This is a genomic window from Pseudoalteromonas sp. 4NS20-0020 (genome assembly GCF_057554385.1).
Window position 1 is genome coordinate 459,832 of record NZ_BAAJMI010000002.1, and the last position, 13,323, is coordinate 473,154.

13 protein-coding genes are annotated in these 13,323 nt (G+C 37.9%); 7 read left to right on the top strand and 6 right to left on the bottom strand.

What is annotated here, in order from left to right; translation table 11 throughout:
• Window positions 1-3 precede the first annotated feature (3 nt).
• Both tsaB and AC27JL_RS06045 read left to right on the top strand, forming a co-directional pair.
• Complete coding sequence (gene tsaB / locus AC27JL_RS06040) at window positions 4-705, top strand: tRNA (adenosine(37)-N6)-threonylcarbamoyltransferase complex dimerization subunit type 1 TsaB (protein WP_487195086.1); 702 nt, start codon at window positions 4-6, stop codon at window positions 703-705.
• A gap of 76 nt (window positions 706-781) precedes the next feature.
• Window positions 782-1,111 carry a hypothetical protein gene (locus AC27JL_RS06045; protein WP_010556199.1) on the top strand — a complete coding sequence of 110 codons (330 nt, stop codon included), beginning with the start codon at window positions 782-784 and terminating at the stop codon, window positions 1,109-1,111.
• A 62-nt stretch (window positions 1,112-1,173) separates the two neighbouring features.
• On the opposite strand, the gene AC27JL_RS06050 is transcribed toward AC27JL_RS06045, so the two are convergent.
• A complete protein-coding gene (locus AC27JL_RS06050) occupies window positions 1,174-2,463 on the bottom strand; it encodes an alkaline phosphatase (protein WP_487195087.1) in 1,290 nt (429 codons plus the stop codon).
• 359 nt (window positions 2,464-2,822) lie between these two features.
• Between AC27JL_RS06050 and AC27JL_RS06055 the strand changes: the two genes are divergently transcribed.
• The 3 genes from AC27JL_RS06055 to rnd all read left to right on the top strand — a co-directional run bounded on the left by AC27JL_RS06055 (window position 2,823) and on the right by rnd (window position 6,624).
• Complete coding sequence (locus tag AC27JL_RS06055; protein ID WP_487195088.1) at window positions 2,823-3,674, top strand: alpha/beta hydrolase; 852 nt, start codon at window positions 2,823-2,825, stop codon at window positions 3,672-3,674.
• Window positions 3,675-3,789: 115 nt separating this feature from the next.
• Window positions 3,790-5,442, top strand: a complete 1,653-nt coding sequence (gene fadD, locus AC27JL_RS06060; RefSeq protein WP_006793459.1) for a long-chain-fatty-acid--CoA ligase FadD — start codon at window positions 3,790-3,792, stop codon at window positions 5,440-5,442.
• A 51-nt stretch (window positions 5,443-5,493) separates the two neighbouring features.
• Window positions 5,494-6,624, top strand: coding sequence for a ribonuclease D (gene rnd / locus AC27JL_RS06065; protein ID WP_276755794.1), 1,131 nt, complete (start codon window positions 5,494-5,496; stop codon window positions 6,622-6,624).
• 61 nt (window positions 6,625-6,685) lie between these two features.
• Here the strand turns inward: rnd and minE are convergent, their stop codons facing one another.
• Genes minE through minC form a run of 3 tightly spaced genes read right to left on the bottom strand, consistent with a single transcriptional unit; the run spans window position 6,686 to window position 8,470 of the window.
• Window positions 6,686-6,949: a cell division topological specificity factor MinE gene (minE, locus tag AC27JL_RS06070; RefSeq protein WP_006793461.1), complete on the bottom strand. Its 264-nt coding sequence runs from the start codon at window positions 6,947-6,949 to the stop codon at window positions 6,686-6,688.
• 1 nt (window position 6,950) lies between these two features.
• Window positions 6,951-7,760: a septum site-determining protein MinD gene (gene minD, locus AC27JL_RS06075; protein WP_006793462.1), complete on the bottom strand. Its 810-nt coding sequence runs from the start codon at window positions 7,758-7,760 to the stop codon at window positions 6,951-6,953.
• A gap of 5 nt (window positions 7,761-7,765) precedes the next feature.
• The gene (gene minC, locus AC27JL_RS06080) at window positions 7,766-8,470 is read right to left on the bottom strand and encodes a septum site-determining protein MinC (protein WP_008131728.1); all 705 of its coding nucleotides are present in this window, start codon (window positions 8,468-8,470) and stop codon (window positions 7,766-7,768) included.
• Between the two features lie 155 nt (window positions 8,471-8,625).
• Between minC and AC27JL_RS06085 the strand changes: the two genes are divergently transcribed.
• Together AC27JL_RS06085 and AC27JL_RS06090 are read left to right on the top strand one after the other, a co-directional pair.
• Complete coding sequence (locus AC27JL_RS06085; RefSeq protein ID WP_487195089.1) at window positions 8,626-8,907, top strand: YcgL domain-containing protein; 282 nt, start codon at window positions 8,626-8,628, stop codon at window positions 8,905-8,907.
• Window positions 8,900-9,916: a lytic murein transglycosylase gene (locus tag AC27JL_RS06090; protein ID WP_487195090.1), complete on the top strand. Its 1,017-nt coding sequence runs from the start codon at window positions 8,900-8,902 to the stop codon at window positions 9,914-9,916. Before AC27JL_RS06085 ends, AC27JL_RS06090 begins: the two co-directional genes overlap by 8 nt.
• A gap of 32 nt (window positions 9,917-9,948) precedes the next feature.
• Here the strand turns inward: AC27JL_RS06090 and AC27JL_RS06095 are convergent, their stop codons facing one another.
• A complete protein-coding gene (locus tag AC27JL_RS06095; RefSeq protein ID WP_010556194.1) occupies window positions 9,949-10,494 on the bottom strand; it encodes a GbsR/MarR family transcriptional regulator in 546 nt (181 codons plus the stop codon).
• A 176-nt stretch (window positions 10,495-10,670) separates the two neighbouring features.
• Entirely contained in the window at window positions 10,671-13,088 is a 2,418-nt protein-coding gene (locus AC27JL_RS06100; protein WP_487195091.1) for a TonB-dependent receptor, read from the bottom strand.
• Window positions 13,089-13,323 lie beyond the last annotated feature (235 nt).

The following is a 13,323-nucleotide window of genomic DNA, read 5'->3' on the forward strand; positions in this document are numbered from 1 at the left end:
AAAATGATCAAAAGTAATATTCTTGCCCTTGATGCTTCAACAGAAGCACTATCACTTGTTTTACATTATAAGGGAGAGACATTTCATCATTTTGAAGAGTGCCCTCAGCAGCATAGTCAAAAAATTCTACCTTTGATTGATGAGTTATTGGCCAAAGCAAATTGTAAATTAAAAGAACTGGATGTTATTGGTTTTGGCCAAGGGCCCGGTAGTTTTACAGGCGTAAGAATTAGTGTTGCTATAGCTCAAGGGTTAGCGTACTCAACTAATTTACCATTGGTAGGTGTTTCTACATTGGCTGTTATGGCGCAACAAGCATACGAGCAAAACAACAGCTCACTTGTTTTTCCAAGTATAGATGCGCGTATGGGTGAAATTTACTTTGCACAATACCAAGAAAATAATGGTTTAATGGAATTAGTTAATAACGAGTGTGTTATTAAACCTGAACTTTTAACTAATGAGTATATAACGAGTAACGAAGCATCAGTTGCAGTAGGCACAGGTTTTAAAACGTACCCTGATGCATTAGCAAACTTTGAAAACATCACTATTAATACAGACATAACATTACCAGATGCACGTTTTATGCTTGCCTTTGTTGATGCCGCATTTATTGCAGGCCAGGGCGTTCAAGCAAGTGATGCCCAACCAAAGTACGTTCGTGATACCGTAACATGGAAAAAGTTACCAGGGCGCAAATAAAACAGTACCGCGTTAATTTGCAAATTGATTGTTTTTAAATCATAATTTTAGTTATGTTTAAGGTTGGAGAAGCGTGATGACGCTGCCTATTGGCTCAGGTTTTTTTACAGGTGATATTCCTGGTAGAGTAATCCCTGCTAAGGGAGTAACTGCAAGACCACAAGGTTTGGCAGATCAAGCTGCTGCTCAAAAAACAAATACTGATTATGTAAAAACCAGTGCCGAGGGCGTTGAGCTTGCTAATCGATTGTTCAAAACTAGCGCAAAGGGTGATAACTTCAGCCAAACAATTTACGACCAGCCTAGTGCAAAAAATAGCAAAGCCATTTCTACCTATACTGAGTTTGCAAATTTAGAACGCAGAGCTGAAGTACAAAATTTAATTGGGGTAGATATTTACGCTTAAAAGTAATCAACCTTTAATAAAAAAACCGAACATTGTTCGGTTTTTTTTGCTTTATACGTATTTTACTGTTCTATAAAGTGTATTAACTTATCAGCTATATCTGTATTATTTTGAGAGCCAACAAATTGCTCACTCCCTTTACCATAAGCAAAAACTTGTACGTCTACTGCAGTATGGCCACCCGTAGTCCATCCAGTAAAGCTTGTGTCACTAATAATACTTTTAACGGCTAAGTTGAGTGCTTTGTCACCCATAGATTTAGCTTGCTCAAGTTTTATTTTGTTTTCAGGGGTAAATGCAATGCTGGTATATTTATTCCACACAGATTTTAAATCATCAGACTCAAGTAAGTGTTGTGTAATTGTACCCGCTGTTGCTTTTACGCCATGCACAACACCTGCTTCCCACTTATATTGGCCGTGCGCACCCAATGTTAAGCCACCTGTAGAGTGATCAGCGGTTATAACTAATAAAGTATCTTTATTTTTATCAACATACGCTTTAGCTTTTTCGATAGCAGATGCAAAGTCATCCATTTCGGCCATGGCACAAGCTATATCGTTTGCATGCCCACACCAATCAATTTGGCTACCTTCAATCATTACAAAAAAACCATCTTTATCTTGATTGTCTAGAAGGTCGAGTGCTTTAGAAGTAAGCTTAGTTAACCTTGTTGGGTTTTCGTCTAACGCAAAAGGTAAGCCTTTAGCGGCATATAAACCGATAGCTGGAAGTTGCGTAATTTGATCAAGGTTTTGAATATCGTCGCCATACTGGTAACCCGCGGCTTTAAATTCGTAAACTAAATTTCTGTCGTCTCGAATAAAGTATTTAGTACCACCACCTAGCATTAGGTCAACGGGTAGTTTGCCTGTGATTTTATTATCAATATAATCATTAGCAATTTCGTCGTAATTATTACGTGATTCATTATGAGCGGCAAAGCTTGCTGGTGTAGCGTGGTTTATTTGTGATGTAGCTAATAGGGCTGTAGTCATGCCTCGCTGTTTAGCGATTTCAAGCATTGTTTTAAGTGGTTTTTTATCAGTATCTACGGCAATTGCACCATTATAACTTTTATGCCCGCTGCTCAACGCTGTCGCACTTGCGGCGCTATCGGTTACAACCGTGTGATCGTCAGGGTAAGTACGCGCCATTCCTGTCAGCATGGTATCAAAAACGGTTTGCTCAACAGACTTTGTAGTGGGGTCATCTTTAAAATAACGATAAGCAGTAGTATAAGCAGGCCCCATGCCATCACCAATCATATAAATTACATTTTTAGGTGCAGTTTCGGCCATTGCACCAGATGCAGTGCACATTAGAGCTAACACACTTAGTTGTTTTTTCATGTTTTATGTACCTTTTGAGTGTACTTTATTAATAGCTAAATTATTGTATACCTTAACTATGATAAATAAATTAATAGATTGCGACAAATGATGATTTAGCTATATATAAGCTGATTATTGTGCGTAAAAATTATTGTAAAGCCGTTAAAACATCTATTAGGAAACACCAAATAACAAAAAATACACACATAATAGTCGAGCTAAATTAAAAATAACATTATGAATAAATGACGGTTTTTATTTATTCTTCTAGGTTGCAGTTGTAGCCTCAGCGACTAAAATAACAAACATTTAGTGAAACTATTTAGTGGTCTGACAACTTGTATGTTATAAATTTACAAAAATAAAAAGAGGTTTATGTGCGGCCATTTAATATTCAAACACGTAATTTAGATATTCATGGTTTAAAAATAGGCTCTGGTGAAGAGGTAGTAATAGCACTTCACGGTTGGTTAGATAATTGTAATAGTTTTAAGCCCATGCTTGATGGCCAAAAGCCAGAGCAAACTTGGTACTGTATTGATTTTTCTGGACATGGTTTAACATCGTGGCGCAGTGATGACGCACATTACTATTTTGTTGATTACATCGATGATGTTTATCAATTTATTGAAGCTATTGGTGCTGACAAAGTTCATTTAGTCGGGCATTCTATGGGAGCTATGGTCGCGGGTCTTTTCGCTAGTTGCTTTAGTCAAATGGTTAAATCGGTAAATTTTATTGAGGGTATTGGCTGCGTAACAACACCTAGCGAGGAAGTTACGGAGCAACTAAAAAATGCTGTGCTTAATCGTGCAAGAACGCATAATAAAAAAACAAGAATATATCCCTGTAAAAAAGATATTTACGAGGCACGGTCTAAAACAACCGACTTAGATGTTGAATTAATTTCGCTATTGATGGAACGAAATATCAAAGCAGTCTCTAAGGGTTTTGCACTAACAACCGATCCTAAGCTCAAAAATCATTCAGGTTTTAGGTTTGATGAAGTGCAATGTATTGGTGCAATAAAAGAATTAATTGCACCATGCCAATTAATTTTAGGTAACCAAGGTTACGTGTTTGTAAAACAAAATTTAGAAAAGTATATTAATTATTACAATGACTTGAGTGTAATTAATGTGGAGGGTGGGCACCATTGCCATATGCAAAGTAGCAAAGAATGTTATGAACACATTCAAGCATTTATGGTGCAAAGTGGTGCACGTTAATTGTATATTGACGTTAAATGTGGGATTATTCCCGCATTAGAGTATTTGCTCAATTGTTAAAGTGCCTTACTTAGATTAAGGTTAATAAAAATATAACTATAAACAGGGGCTAAGAGTGGAAAAAATCTGGCTTAAGCGCTACCCAGAAGGTATGCCTGAAACAATCGATCCTGAGCATTACAACTCGTTACTCGAAGTGTTCGAAAAAAGTTTTTCTGATTACAAAGATTTACCTGCATTCACAAACATGGGTAAAACGTTGTCGTATGAAGAAATAGACACAGCAACTAAAAAAGTTGCCTCGTATATTCAAAATGATTTGGGACTCAAAAAAGGCGACAAAGTTGCCGTAATGATGCCTAACTTATTACAAACACCTATTTCTATTTTAGGTATTTTACGCGCAGGGTGTGTGGTAGTTAACGTTAACCCTTTATACACTGTACGTGAGCTCGAACATCAGTTAAAAGATTCAGACACAAGCGCCATTTTCATTCTTGCAAACTTTGCAGATACTCTTGAAAAGGCTTTAGGTAAAACAGACGTTAAACACATCGTGGTTACTCAAGTTGGTGACATGGTGGGTGGCCTTAAAAAGCACATTGTTAACTTTGTTGTTAAGCACGTTAAAAAAATGGTGCCTAAATACAACTTACCAAACACGATTAAATTTTCAGATTTGTTAAACGCTGACGAAAATGCTTACACACGCCCTGAATTAAATTTATCTGACCTAGCATTTTTACAATACACAGGCGGCACGACCGGTGTATCTAAAGGTGCTATGTTGAGCCATGGTAATATGGTGGGTAACCTTGAGCAGGTGTCTGGTTGTTTAGATAAGGTACTAAACCGTGGAACAGAAGTGGTTGTTACTGCACTTCCGCTTTACCATATCTTTGCACTTACGGCTAACTGCTTAACGTTCATGAAATATGGTGGTTTAAACTTATTGATTACTAATCCGCGTGATATGCCGGGTTTTGTAAAAGAATTAAGCCAAACTAAATTTACAGCAATCACCGGTGTTAACACATTATTTAATGGTTTACTAAACACACCAGGTTTTGATGAACTTGATTTTAGCCACTTAAAAATGTCGTTAGGTGGTGGTATGGCGGTTCAACGTCCTGTTGCTGAAAAGTGGCAAAAAGTGACAGGATCAAAACTGATGGAAGGCTACGGCCTTACTGAATGTGCTCCACTTGTTACAATTAGCCCTTACGACTTAGAGTCTTATAACGGTTCTATTGGTTTACCTGCACCAAATACTGACATTAAGCTAATGCTTGAGAATGGTGAAGAGGCAGCTAAAGGTGAGCCTGGCGAACTATGCGTTAAAGGCCCTCAGGTTATGCTTGGCTATTACAAGCGCCCAGATGCCACAGCCGAATGTTTACAAGACGGTTGGTTTGCAACAGGTGACATTGCTACATATGACGATGAAGGCTTCTTCTATATAGTAGATCGTAAAAAAGACATGATCATAGTATCTGGCTTTAACGTTTTCCCAAATGAGATTGAAGAAGTTGTTGCAATGCACGACGGTGTGCTTGAAGTGGCGGCTGTTGGTATTCCTCATGATGTCAGCGGTGAACAAGTTAAAGTTTTTGTTGTTAAAAAAGACCCTTCTTTAACTGAAAAAGATATAATAAACCATTGTCGTGATAATTTAACTAATTACAAGGTTCCAAAACTCGTTGAGTTTAGGGATGAGTTACCTAAAACAAACGTAGGTAAAATACTCAGACGAGCCTTGAAAGATTAGAAAACTATAAAAAAGCCGGCATTAGCCGGCTTTTTTATTGTAGGAGACTAAGTGCAATATCAATTAATTCAAACACAAGTTCAGCTTAATACCTTTGTTGAGCAGATCCAAAATAAGCCTATATTAGCTATTGATACCGAGTTTATGCGTCGTCGCACTTTGTATCCAGAAGTTGCACTGATTCAGGTTTTTGACGGTGAGCATCTAGCACTTATCGATCCTTTAGCTGAGCTCTCGTTATTTGATTTTTGGCAGGTTTTAAAAGACCCCGCAGTTTTAAAAGTGCTTCATTCACCATCTGAAGACATTGAAGTATTTCAAAAATATGCTGGGTTCGTTCCTGCACCATTGTTTGATACTCAATTTGCTTTGCAATTGCTTGGTGAAGGAAACTGTATGGGGTTTGCCCTTATGGTTAAAACACTCCTAGGTATTGAAATAGATAAAAGCGAATCACGTACCAATTGGTTACAACGACCGCTAACTACAAAGCAACTTGATTATGCTGCCGCTGATACATTTCATTTATTACCGTGCTTTGAATTAATTATCGATCGTATTAACAAAGCTGATTTGTTTGAGATTGTTTTGGATGAGAGCGAATTAATTGCTAATAAACGGGCTTTTCAAACACCGGATGAATTGCTCTATAAAGATATTAAAAATGCTTGGCAGTTAAAACCACATGAATTAGCTGTATTAAAAGAGCTAGCAATATGGCGCCGTAATAAAGCAATACGTAAAAACCTTGCTCTTAATTTTGTGTTGAAAGAACATAACATGACCGAAATCGCTAAGCGAGGGCCATCTAGTTTAAATTCATTGCGTCAAATACCGGGTGTAGAATCGATTGAAGTTAATCGCTCTGGGGTTGAGATTTTAAAGTGTATAGAAAAAGCTAAAGCAATTGCCGTTGACGAGCACCCGCAAGTGTTGAAGCGTTTAATAGATTTTCCTAATTATAAACAAACGGCAAAAGATATTAAGCAAAAAATAACGAAAGTTGCTAAAGCTAATAATATTCCTGAAGATGTTTTAGCCTCTAAAAAACAAGTTAATCAATTAATCAGCTGGAATTGGAAGTTGACGGCAGAGCAAAAAAAGACACATATAAAGCCAGATTTATTGAGCTCTTGGCGTTATAGCTTTATTAAAGAAGCTTTAAAAGAGTGGGATACCTAAAAGGTTAATATTTTAGTAGTTGTTAGTTATAAAGAGGGCGCTTAACGCGCCCATTCTTCAATTATTTCTTTTCTTCGTCAGGTAAAGTTACGTTTAGCTCTAATACAGCTAAGTCGTCTTCATTCTGATCAAATTGTACCTGCACGGCATCACTATTAACGTTCACATATTTTCGAATTACATCCAAAATATCTTGTTTTAATTGTGGTAGGTATTCAGGTGTTCCACGCTGAGAACGTTCGTGTGCGACAATGATTTGCAATCGCTCTTTTGCAAGAGACGCACTGTTTTTCTTTTCTGAGCGGAAATAGTCAAGTAACGACACATTAGCCTCCAAAAATCCGTTTAAAAATGCCTTTTTTCTCTACATCTAAGAAGCGAAAATCGACGGTTTCACCAAGTAAGCGGTTTATGGCATCAGCATATGCTTGACCAGCATCTGATTCGCCATCCAATATTACCGGTTGACCTGAATTTGATGCACTCAATACTGCTTGTGACTCAGGAATAACACCTAACAAATCGATAGCTAATATGTCTTGTACATCTTCTACCGAAAGCATTTCACCTTTAGCAACACGCTCAGGGTTGTAGCGTGTTAATAATAGGTGTTCTTTGATATTTTCAAGGCCTTCTTCAGCGCGTTTAGATTTGCTATGCAAAATACCTAAAATACGGTCAGAATCTCGTACAGATGACACTTCTGGATTGGTAGTTACAATCGCTTCATCAGCAAAATACATTGCCATCATCGCACCCGCTTCAATTCCTGCTGGTGAATCACATACAATATAATCAAAGTCTTCTTTTAGCTCGTTTAAAACGCGTTCTACACCATCACGAGTTAGTGCATCTTTATCACGCGTTTGCGATGCTGGCAGTAAAAATAACTTCTCAACACGTTTGTCTTTGATAAGTGCTTGGTTTAGGTTTGCTTCACCGTTTATGACGTTTACAAAGTCATAAACAACGCGGCGCTCGCACCCCATAATTAAATCAAGGTTACGTAAACCGATGTCAAAATCGATAATAACCGTTTTGTAGCCTTTTAATGCTAAGCCTGTGCCTATTGCGGCACTTGATGTTGTTTTACCAACACCACCTTTACCCGAGGTAACGACAATTACTTTTGCCATGAGATTTATCCTTTAACCAAAGCTGAAATTTCTAATGATTCATTTTTTTGTTGTATTTGCACTGCACTGCCCCAAAACTCACCTTGTAGAGAGTCACTGATCCAGTAGTTGCCATTTATGGAAACAAGTTCTGCTTCTAGCTTTTGGCAAAATATATGTGCGTTTTCTAATCCTTTTGCGCCCGCTATTGCGCGACCACGAAGGGTTCCGTAAATATGTACGTTGCCATCTGCTATTACTTCTGCACCATGACTAACAGCGCCTAATACAATAAGGTCGCGGTCTTTTGCATACACCTGTTGACCCGAGCGTACAGTACCGTTAATTATTTGTGCTGGAAGTATAATATTTTTTTCGACAATTGAAGTGTTTGGTTGCTTTTCAACGGGCTCTGCTTTTACGTCTTGCGAATAATTTAATACTGAAAAGCCAGCTTTTTTGGCATTTGCATGCTGCCCATCAGAGCCATTGCATACACCCACTGCGTTGAAGCTCATTCGTTCGATAAGTGACTTTAAATGAACAAAGTCTAAAGAACTGGTTTTTACTTCTTCTAAATTGACAACAATAGGGGCTCCTTCAAAAAAACGAGGGGCTTGGGCTATTTTTACGTACAATTGTTCTGCTAAAAGGTTTATATCAGCACTATAAAGATGTAAAACTGATAACGTAAAAAGATTCCCTTTTAACTCAAAAATTTGGTCCGACATACACGCTCAATTGAATTGTATGATAAGAAATTATAATTAGATAAACACAGGCTGAATAAGGCCTTAATCAAAATTTCTAATCTAAATTTTCTAACTTATTATTACTCTCATGGTATAGTGTGAAGCATTGTTGTGCAAGAATTTATAGGGTCATAATGTTAACTGCGGTATATAAAAGTAAGAAAAAGACGGATACCTTCTTATTTGTTGAAAAAAGAGATGATTTTAGCAAAGTTCCAGAATCTCTAATGGCTATGTTTGGCAAACCTCAATATGTGATGCTCATCAACTTAGCTAAACGTGAGCACCTAGGTGGTGCGGATTTGGAAACCGTTAAGGGTGCATTAACCGATCAAGGATACTATTTACAACTTCCACCACCGGAAGATAATTTGCTTACTGAACTAAGAAAACAAAATGGAGCCGATCGTGATTAAAAAACTGGCAGTTGTATTATGTGGTTTATGCTTGAGTTCGTCAGTTGTTGCCAAAACACAAGCCGAATTTAAAGATTACTTAGTAAACCTAAAAGAAGAAGCAATCGCAAAAGGCTACGAGACGTCGTTAATTGATAGTGCATTTGCGACTGCGACGTATAAAGAAAAAGTGGTATCAGCTGATAAAAACCAGCCTGAAGTGAAAGAAACACTCGAGACCTATTTACCAAAACGTGTACCACAATGGAAAATTGACCGTGCTCGCAAACTTTATGCTGAGAATAAAGATATTCTTGAGCAAGTAGCTAAAGAGTTTGGCGTACAAGCACGCTTTATAGTCGCTTTATGGGGGCTTGAAAGTAACTTTGGTACTATTCAAGGCGGTCACAATGTTATTTCATCATTAGTGACACTTGCCTTTGATGGCCGCCGTGAAGCACTTTATAAACGCCAGTTGTGGGCGGCTTTAGACATTTTAAAATCGGGTCATATTACTTTAGACAAGTTTAAAGGTTCTTGGGCTGGGGCTATGGGGCAAACTCAATTTATGCCAACGTCTTTTAATGCTTACGCAATTGATTATAACAATGATGGTCGCAAAGATATTTGGACTTCAAAAGAAGATGCGTTTGCTTCAATTGCTAATTATTTAAAGCAAGAAGGGTGGAACGACTCATTAACTTGGGGTCGTCAAGTTATGCTTCCTGATAACTTTGACAATAAATATATTTTAGTTCGTGGTACTAAAACACGTAAACAATGGCTTGAGTATTGGAATGATTCTGAGCGTTCACTCGATGAGTGGCAGGCTTTAGGGGTGAGAAGAGCAGACGGTACTGCGTTGCCTAACGTTGATGTACGAGCAGCACTGGTTATGCCCGATGATATCAACGGCCGTATGTTTTTGGCCTATGATAATTACAAAGTGTTAATGCATTGGAACCGCTCTTATTACTTTGCAACGAGTGTGGGTTATTTGTCTGATAGAATCGGATACCCAAAAATCTAGTCCAACAAAAAATAAAGCCGCAAAATGCGGCTTTATTCTTTTTTAAAAATTTTATCTTTTAAATCGATGACCTTGCCAATTCCTGATCCCAGTTTCATAAGCTTGTTGAGCTGCTCTGGAGTTAAACGCTGTAACTCAGACGACCATTTAGTGACCGTTTCAAGTAGGTTGTGAATTTCTTCCATTTGCTTTTGGGCATACACTTCTTCTTCGTTATTCGCTTCGTCGAGTAAGTTATCTCGCAAAAGGCTGAGCGTTGGATCGATTTCACGTTTTTTTCGCTCTTCAAATACTCGATTCGCCATATCCCAAATATCGCCTGCAGGCGCATAATACTCTTTACGATCACCCGGAATGTGCTGAACTTTAATTAATTGCCAAGATTGCAGCTCTTTTATGCCCATACTCACATTGCCACGCGAGATACTTAGTGAGTCGGCAATTTCATTCGCTGTCATCGGGTTTTTAGTAATGATTAGTAAACCACACATTTGGCCTATAGTACGGTTAAAGCCCCAACGGCTGCCCATTTCGCCACAATGCATCACAAAGGTAAAATTCTTTTCAGATAAAGTCATATCATTAACTTTCAGTAATTTCAGAAATTAAATGCTAGCATGTTGATTTGCGATAGCAAGGCATTAAGTGCACTAAAATAATCTTAGTTTGGCTTAAATACAATTTAATCCATTTTATGCATAGTTTTTAAATATTAAGGGCGCTTGTAAACACAAGCACCCATAAATTTTAACCGCTAAAGTGTGTAACTAAAACTTAATTTAGCATTATGCTCTTCACCAGGCATACCGCCTAAAAACATCGCTTTAGAATAATACTGTTTGTTAAATAGGTTGTTTAAATTAAGCTGCATGTTCCACTGTTTAGTTGTATACGAAATTGCAGCATCGTACACAGTGTAGCCAGGTACATAGCCATCAGGAATACTAAATGAACTTGAGTTAGTACTTCTGTTATCAACGTAAGTAATACCCCCGCTAATATTAACTGACTCGGGTAAATTAAATATGTTTGCATAGTAAGTAACCCATGTGCTTGCAGTTACATAAGGCACCCCTTTTTGACGAGTGTCGTAAGCGCTACTATTGGGGTTAGATTTATCACGCGCGTCTTGATATACGCCGTTAACATTTATTTTCCACTGCTCATTTAAATACGCATTTAAATCAAGCTCAACGCCTTTGGTTTGCTCTTCGCCATCAAAGTAGCTTTCTGCTATATCAGGGCCAGACACACCAGCTTCATACAGTGGGTTACTGTATTCAAGATTTGTACGAGCGCTTTCAAACACAACTAAAGTAGCTAGTAGCTGGTCGTCAAATGCTTTATACCTAAAGCCTAAGTCATTACTTATTGATTCTGAGTCTTCTCTATCTGCTTCGTTACCAGCAACAGAGCCTAATACACTGTATGCGGTTCGGCCTTTAGAGTGATTAACAAACACAGAAAAATCTTCAGTAGGCTGATAAGTAGCACCTAAATTATAGGTTAAACCTGAATCAGATGTGTTTGCCTCAGGGGTTGGCTCTGCACGGCTTGAACTGTAACGTTCATCTACACCATTATGTTCGTAGCTCTGCTTAATACGGTTATAGGCGACTCCTATGCGTGTAGTCAGTGTGTCATTAATATAACCTACATGCTGAACGCCCATTCCCCATGCTTGAACCTTTTTATTATAATCACTCGTTTTTAGCGGGTCGTAATCGTCAAAGCCACCGATTGGCCAATTTGGTTGCCTCATGTCATAGATATAGGGTAAAGCACCTTGATAAAGCACATTACCATCAGTGTCGTAAATCACTTTATCGCTGTCATAAATAGAGTATTGTTTGAAACCAATATCTCGGTCTTCATAATTTGCATTAACTAAGAGTTCGTTATCAATATCGCCTATCTCAAAGTCGTATCTTAAATCTAAAAAGTACTGCCATGATTTTTCATCTGCTTCTACTTGGCGATACTCTTGGCGCCTAGCTGCAAATGGATAAAGTACATCATTTTCAACTAAAGGAGCACGAGGGTCTTGATTAATAACGCCACTGCGAGTTGAGTACACGTAATTAAAAGCCCCTGTTTGACGAGCAAAGCTTGATGTGTAATTACGGTACTGTAGTTGCTGGTTTAAGAATAAGTCATCAGTGATAAAGTAATTATGCGTAAGCTTAAATCGTAATTCTTCACCTTCATTATCATCGGCCATTGGTGAAATAATCCCATTGGTACCAAAGTCATAGGGTGTTAAACCATCTGTTGCAGAAAGAGAGTTCGCTAATTGTAATTGCTGTTCACTTGTCAGTTGTAAGCCACTGCCTGTCGGATCGTTTACTAAGTCTGCAGCGGTTACTTCACCAGCAGTTAAGCCATTCGCTGTCTCTGCGTTGTATATGCGAATAGGGTGGCCAATTGAGTCAACAGCAATTGAATCCTTAATATAGGCAGCAGAGAGCATAACGTCTTGTTTATCGTTTAACACATACTTAAGTGATGTATAAATTTCATCACGCTCTTCTTTTAAATCGCGAAAGCCATCGCTCGAGGCCGTTTTAGCCATTACGCGATACGCTAAATTGTCGCTAAGTGCATTTGTGCTGTCAAAAGCAAGAGAGTAGCTGTCCCATTGACCAAGCTCTAAAGCGACTTTATGTTTTTCTTCAAACTCAGGCTTTTTTTCAATTAAATTAATTACACCACCAGCGCTACCAATACCATATAAACCTGTAGCTGGGCCTTTTAACACTTCAACCGACTCAACATTGGTTAATGAGCGAGTTGGATTAAAGGTGTTTCCAAGTCCAGCTCCCCCATACATACCATCATAAGTGTAATTGGCGTCAAGACCGCGAATAACAAGGTTATCACCAATACCATAATTATTACCCGCTTGGGTTAAACCACTCACATTACGAACAAGATCTTGTAGGCTGTCTAAGCCCTGTGATTCAATTAATTCACGATCAACAATAACAACAGGAGCAGGGGTTTCCATTAAGGACATATCTGACTTTGTGGCAAGGCCCGAACTCATAACAACTTGATTTTGTTTTTGATAAACACTTATGTGTTCAATATCTTGTTCTGCAGTGGTTGATGCTAAAGCGGCTTGTGCATTTAAACAAGCAAGGGTGAGGAGTGAGTAATTAAACTTTTTCATTATGATAACCATTCGCATTTATTTATTTACGTTAATGATAATGATTATTATTTGAAAAATATACTAAAAGTTCAATAAATATTAGATTAAAACAACTGTTTGCGTGTTTTTTATACAAATAGTCCGGCTTAGTTAATAAAAACCAAACAAATATAAAGAAGGGGACGAATTTGGCAATTAAGAAAAAAATTGCAATATGATTTTCTTTAACAACTCTCCCAAATTAAGAGTAATA

Excerpts from the sequence above, each read along its gene's own strand:
- minD (WP_006793462.1), bottom strand. The coding sequence starts at position 7,760 with ATGGCAAAAGTAATTGTCGTTACCTCGGGTAAAGGTGGTGTTGGTAAA.
- minC (WP_008131728.1), bottom strand. The coding sequence starts at position 8,470 with ATGTCGGACCAAATTTTTGAGTTAAAAGGGAATCTTTTTACGTTATCA.
- tsaB (WP_487195086.1), top strand. The coding sequence starts at position 4 with ATGATCAAAAGTAATATTCTTGCCCTTGATGCTTCAACAGAAGCACTA.
- AC27JL_RS06095 (WP_010556194.1), bottom strand. The coding sequence starts at position 10,494 with ATGACTTTATCTGAAAAGAATTTTACCTTTGTGATGCATTGTGGCGAA.
- AC27JL_RS06050 (WP_487195087.1), bottom strand. The coding sequence starts at position 2,463 with ATGAAAAAACAACTAAGTGTGTTAGCTCTAATGTGCACTGCATCTGGT.
- AC27JL_RS06045 (WP_010556199.1), top strand. The coding sequence starts at position 782 with ATGACGCTGCCTATTGGCTCAGGTTTTTTTACAGGTGATATTCCTGGT.
- AC27JL_RS06085 (WP_487195089.1), top strand. The coding sequence starts at position 8,626 with ATGTTAACTGCGGTATATAAAAGTAAGAAAAAGACGGATACCTTCTTA.
- AC27JL_RS06100 (WP_487195091.1), bottom strand. The coding sequence starts at position 13,088 with ATGAAAAAGTTTAATTACTCACTCCTCACCCTTGCTTGTTTAAATGCA.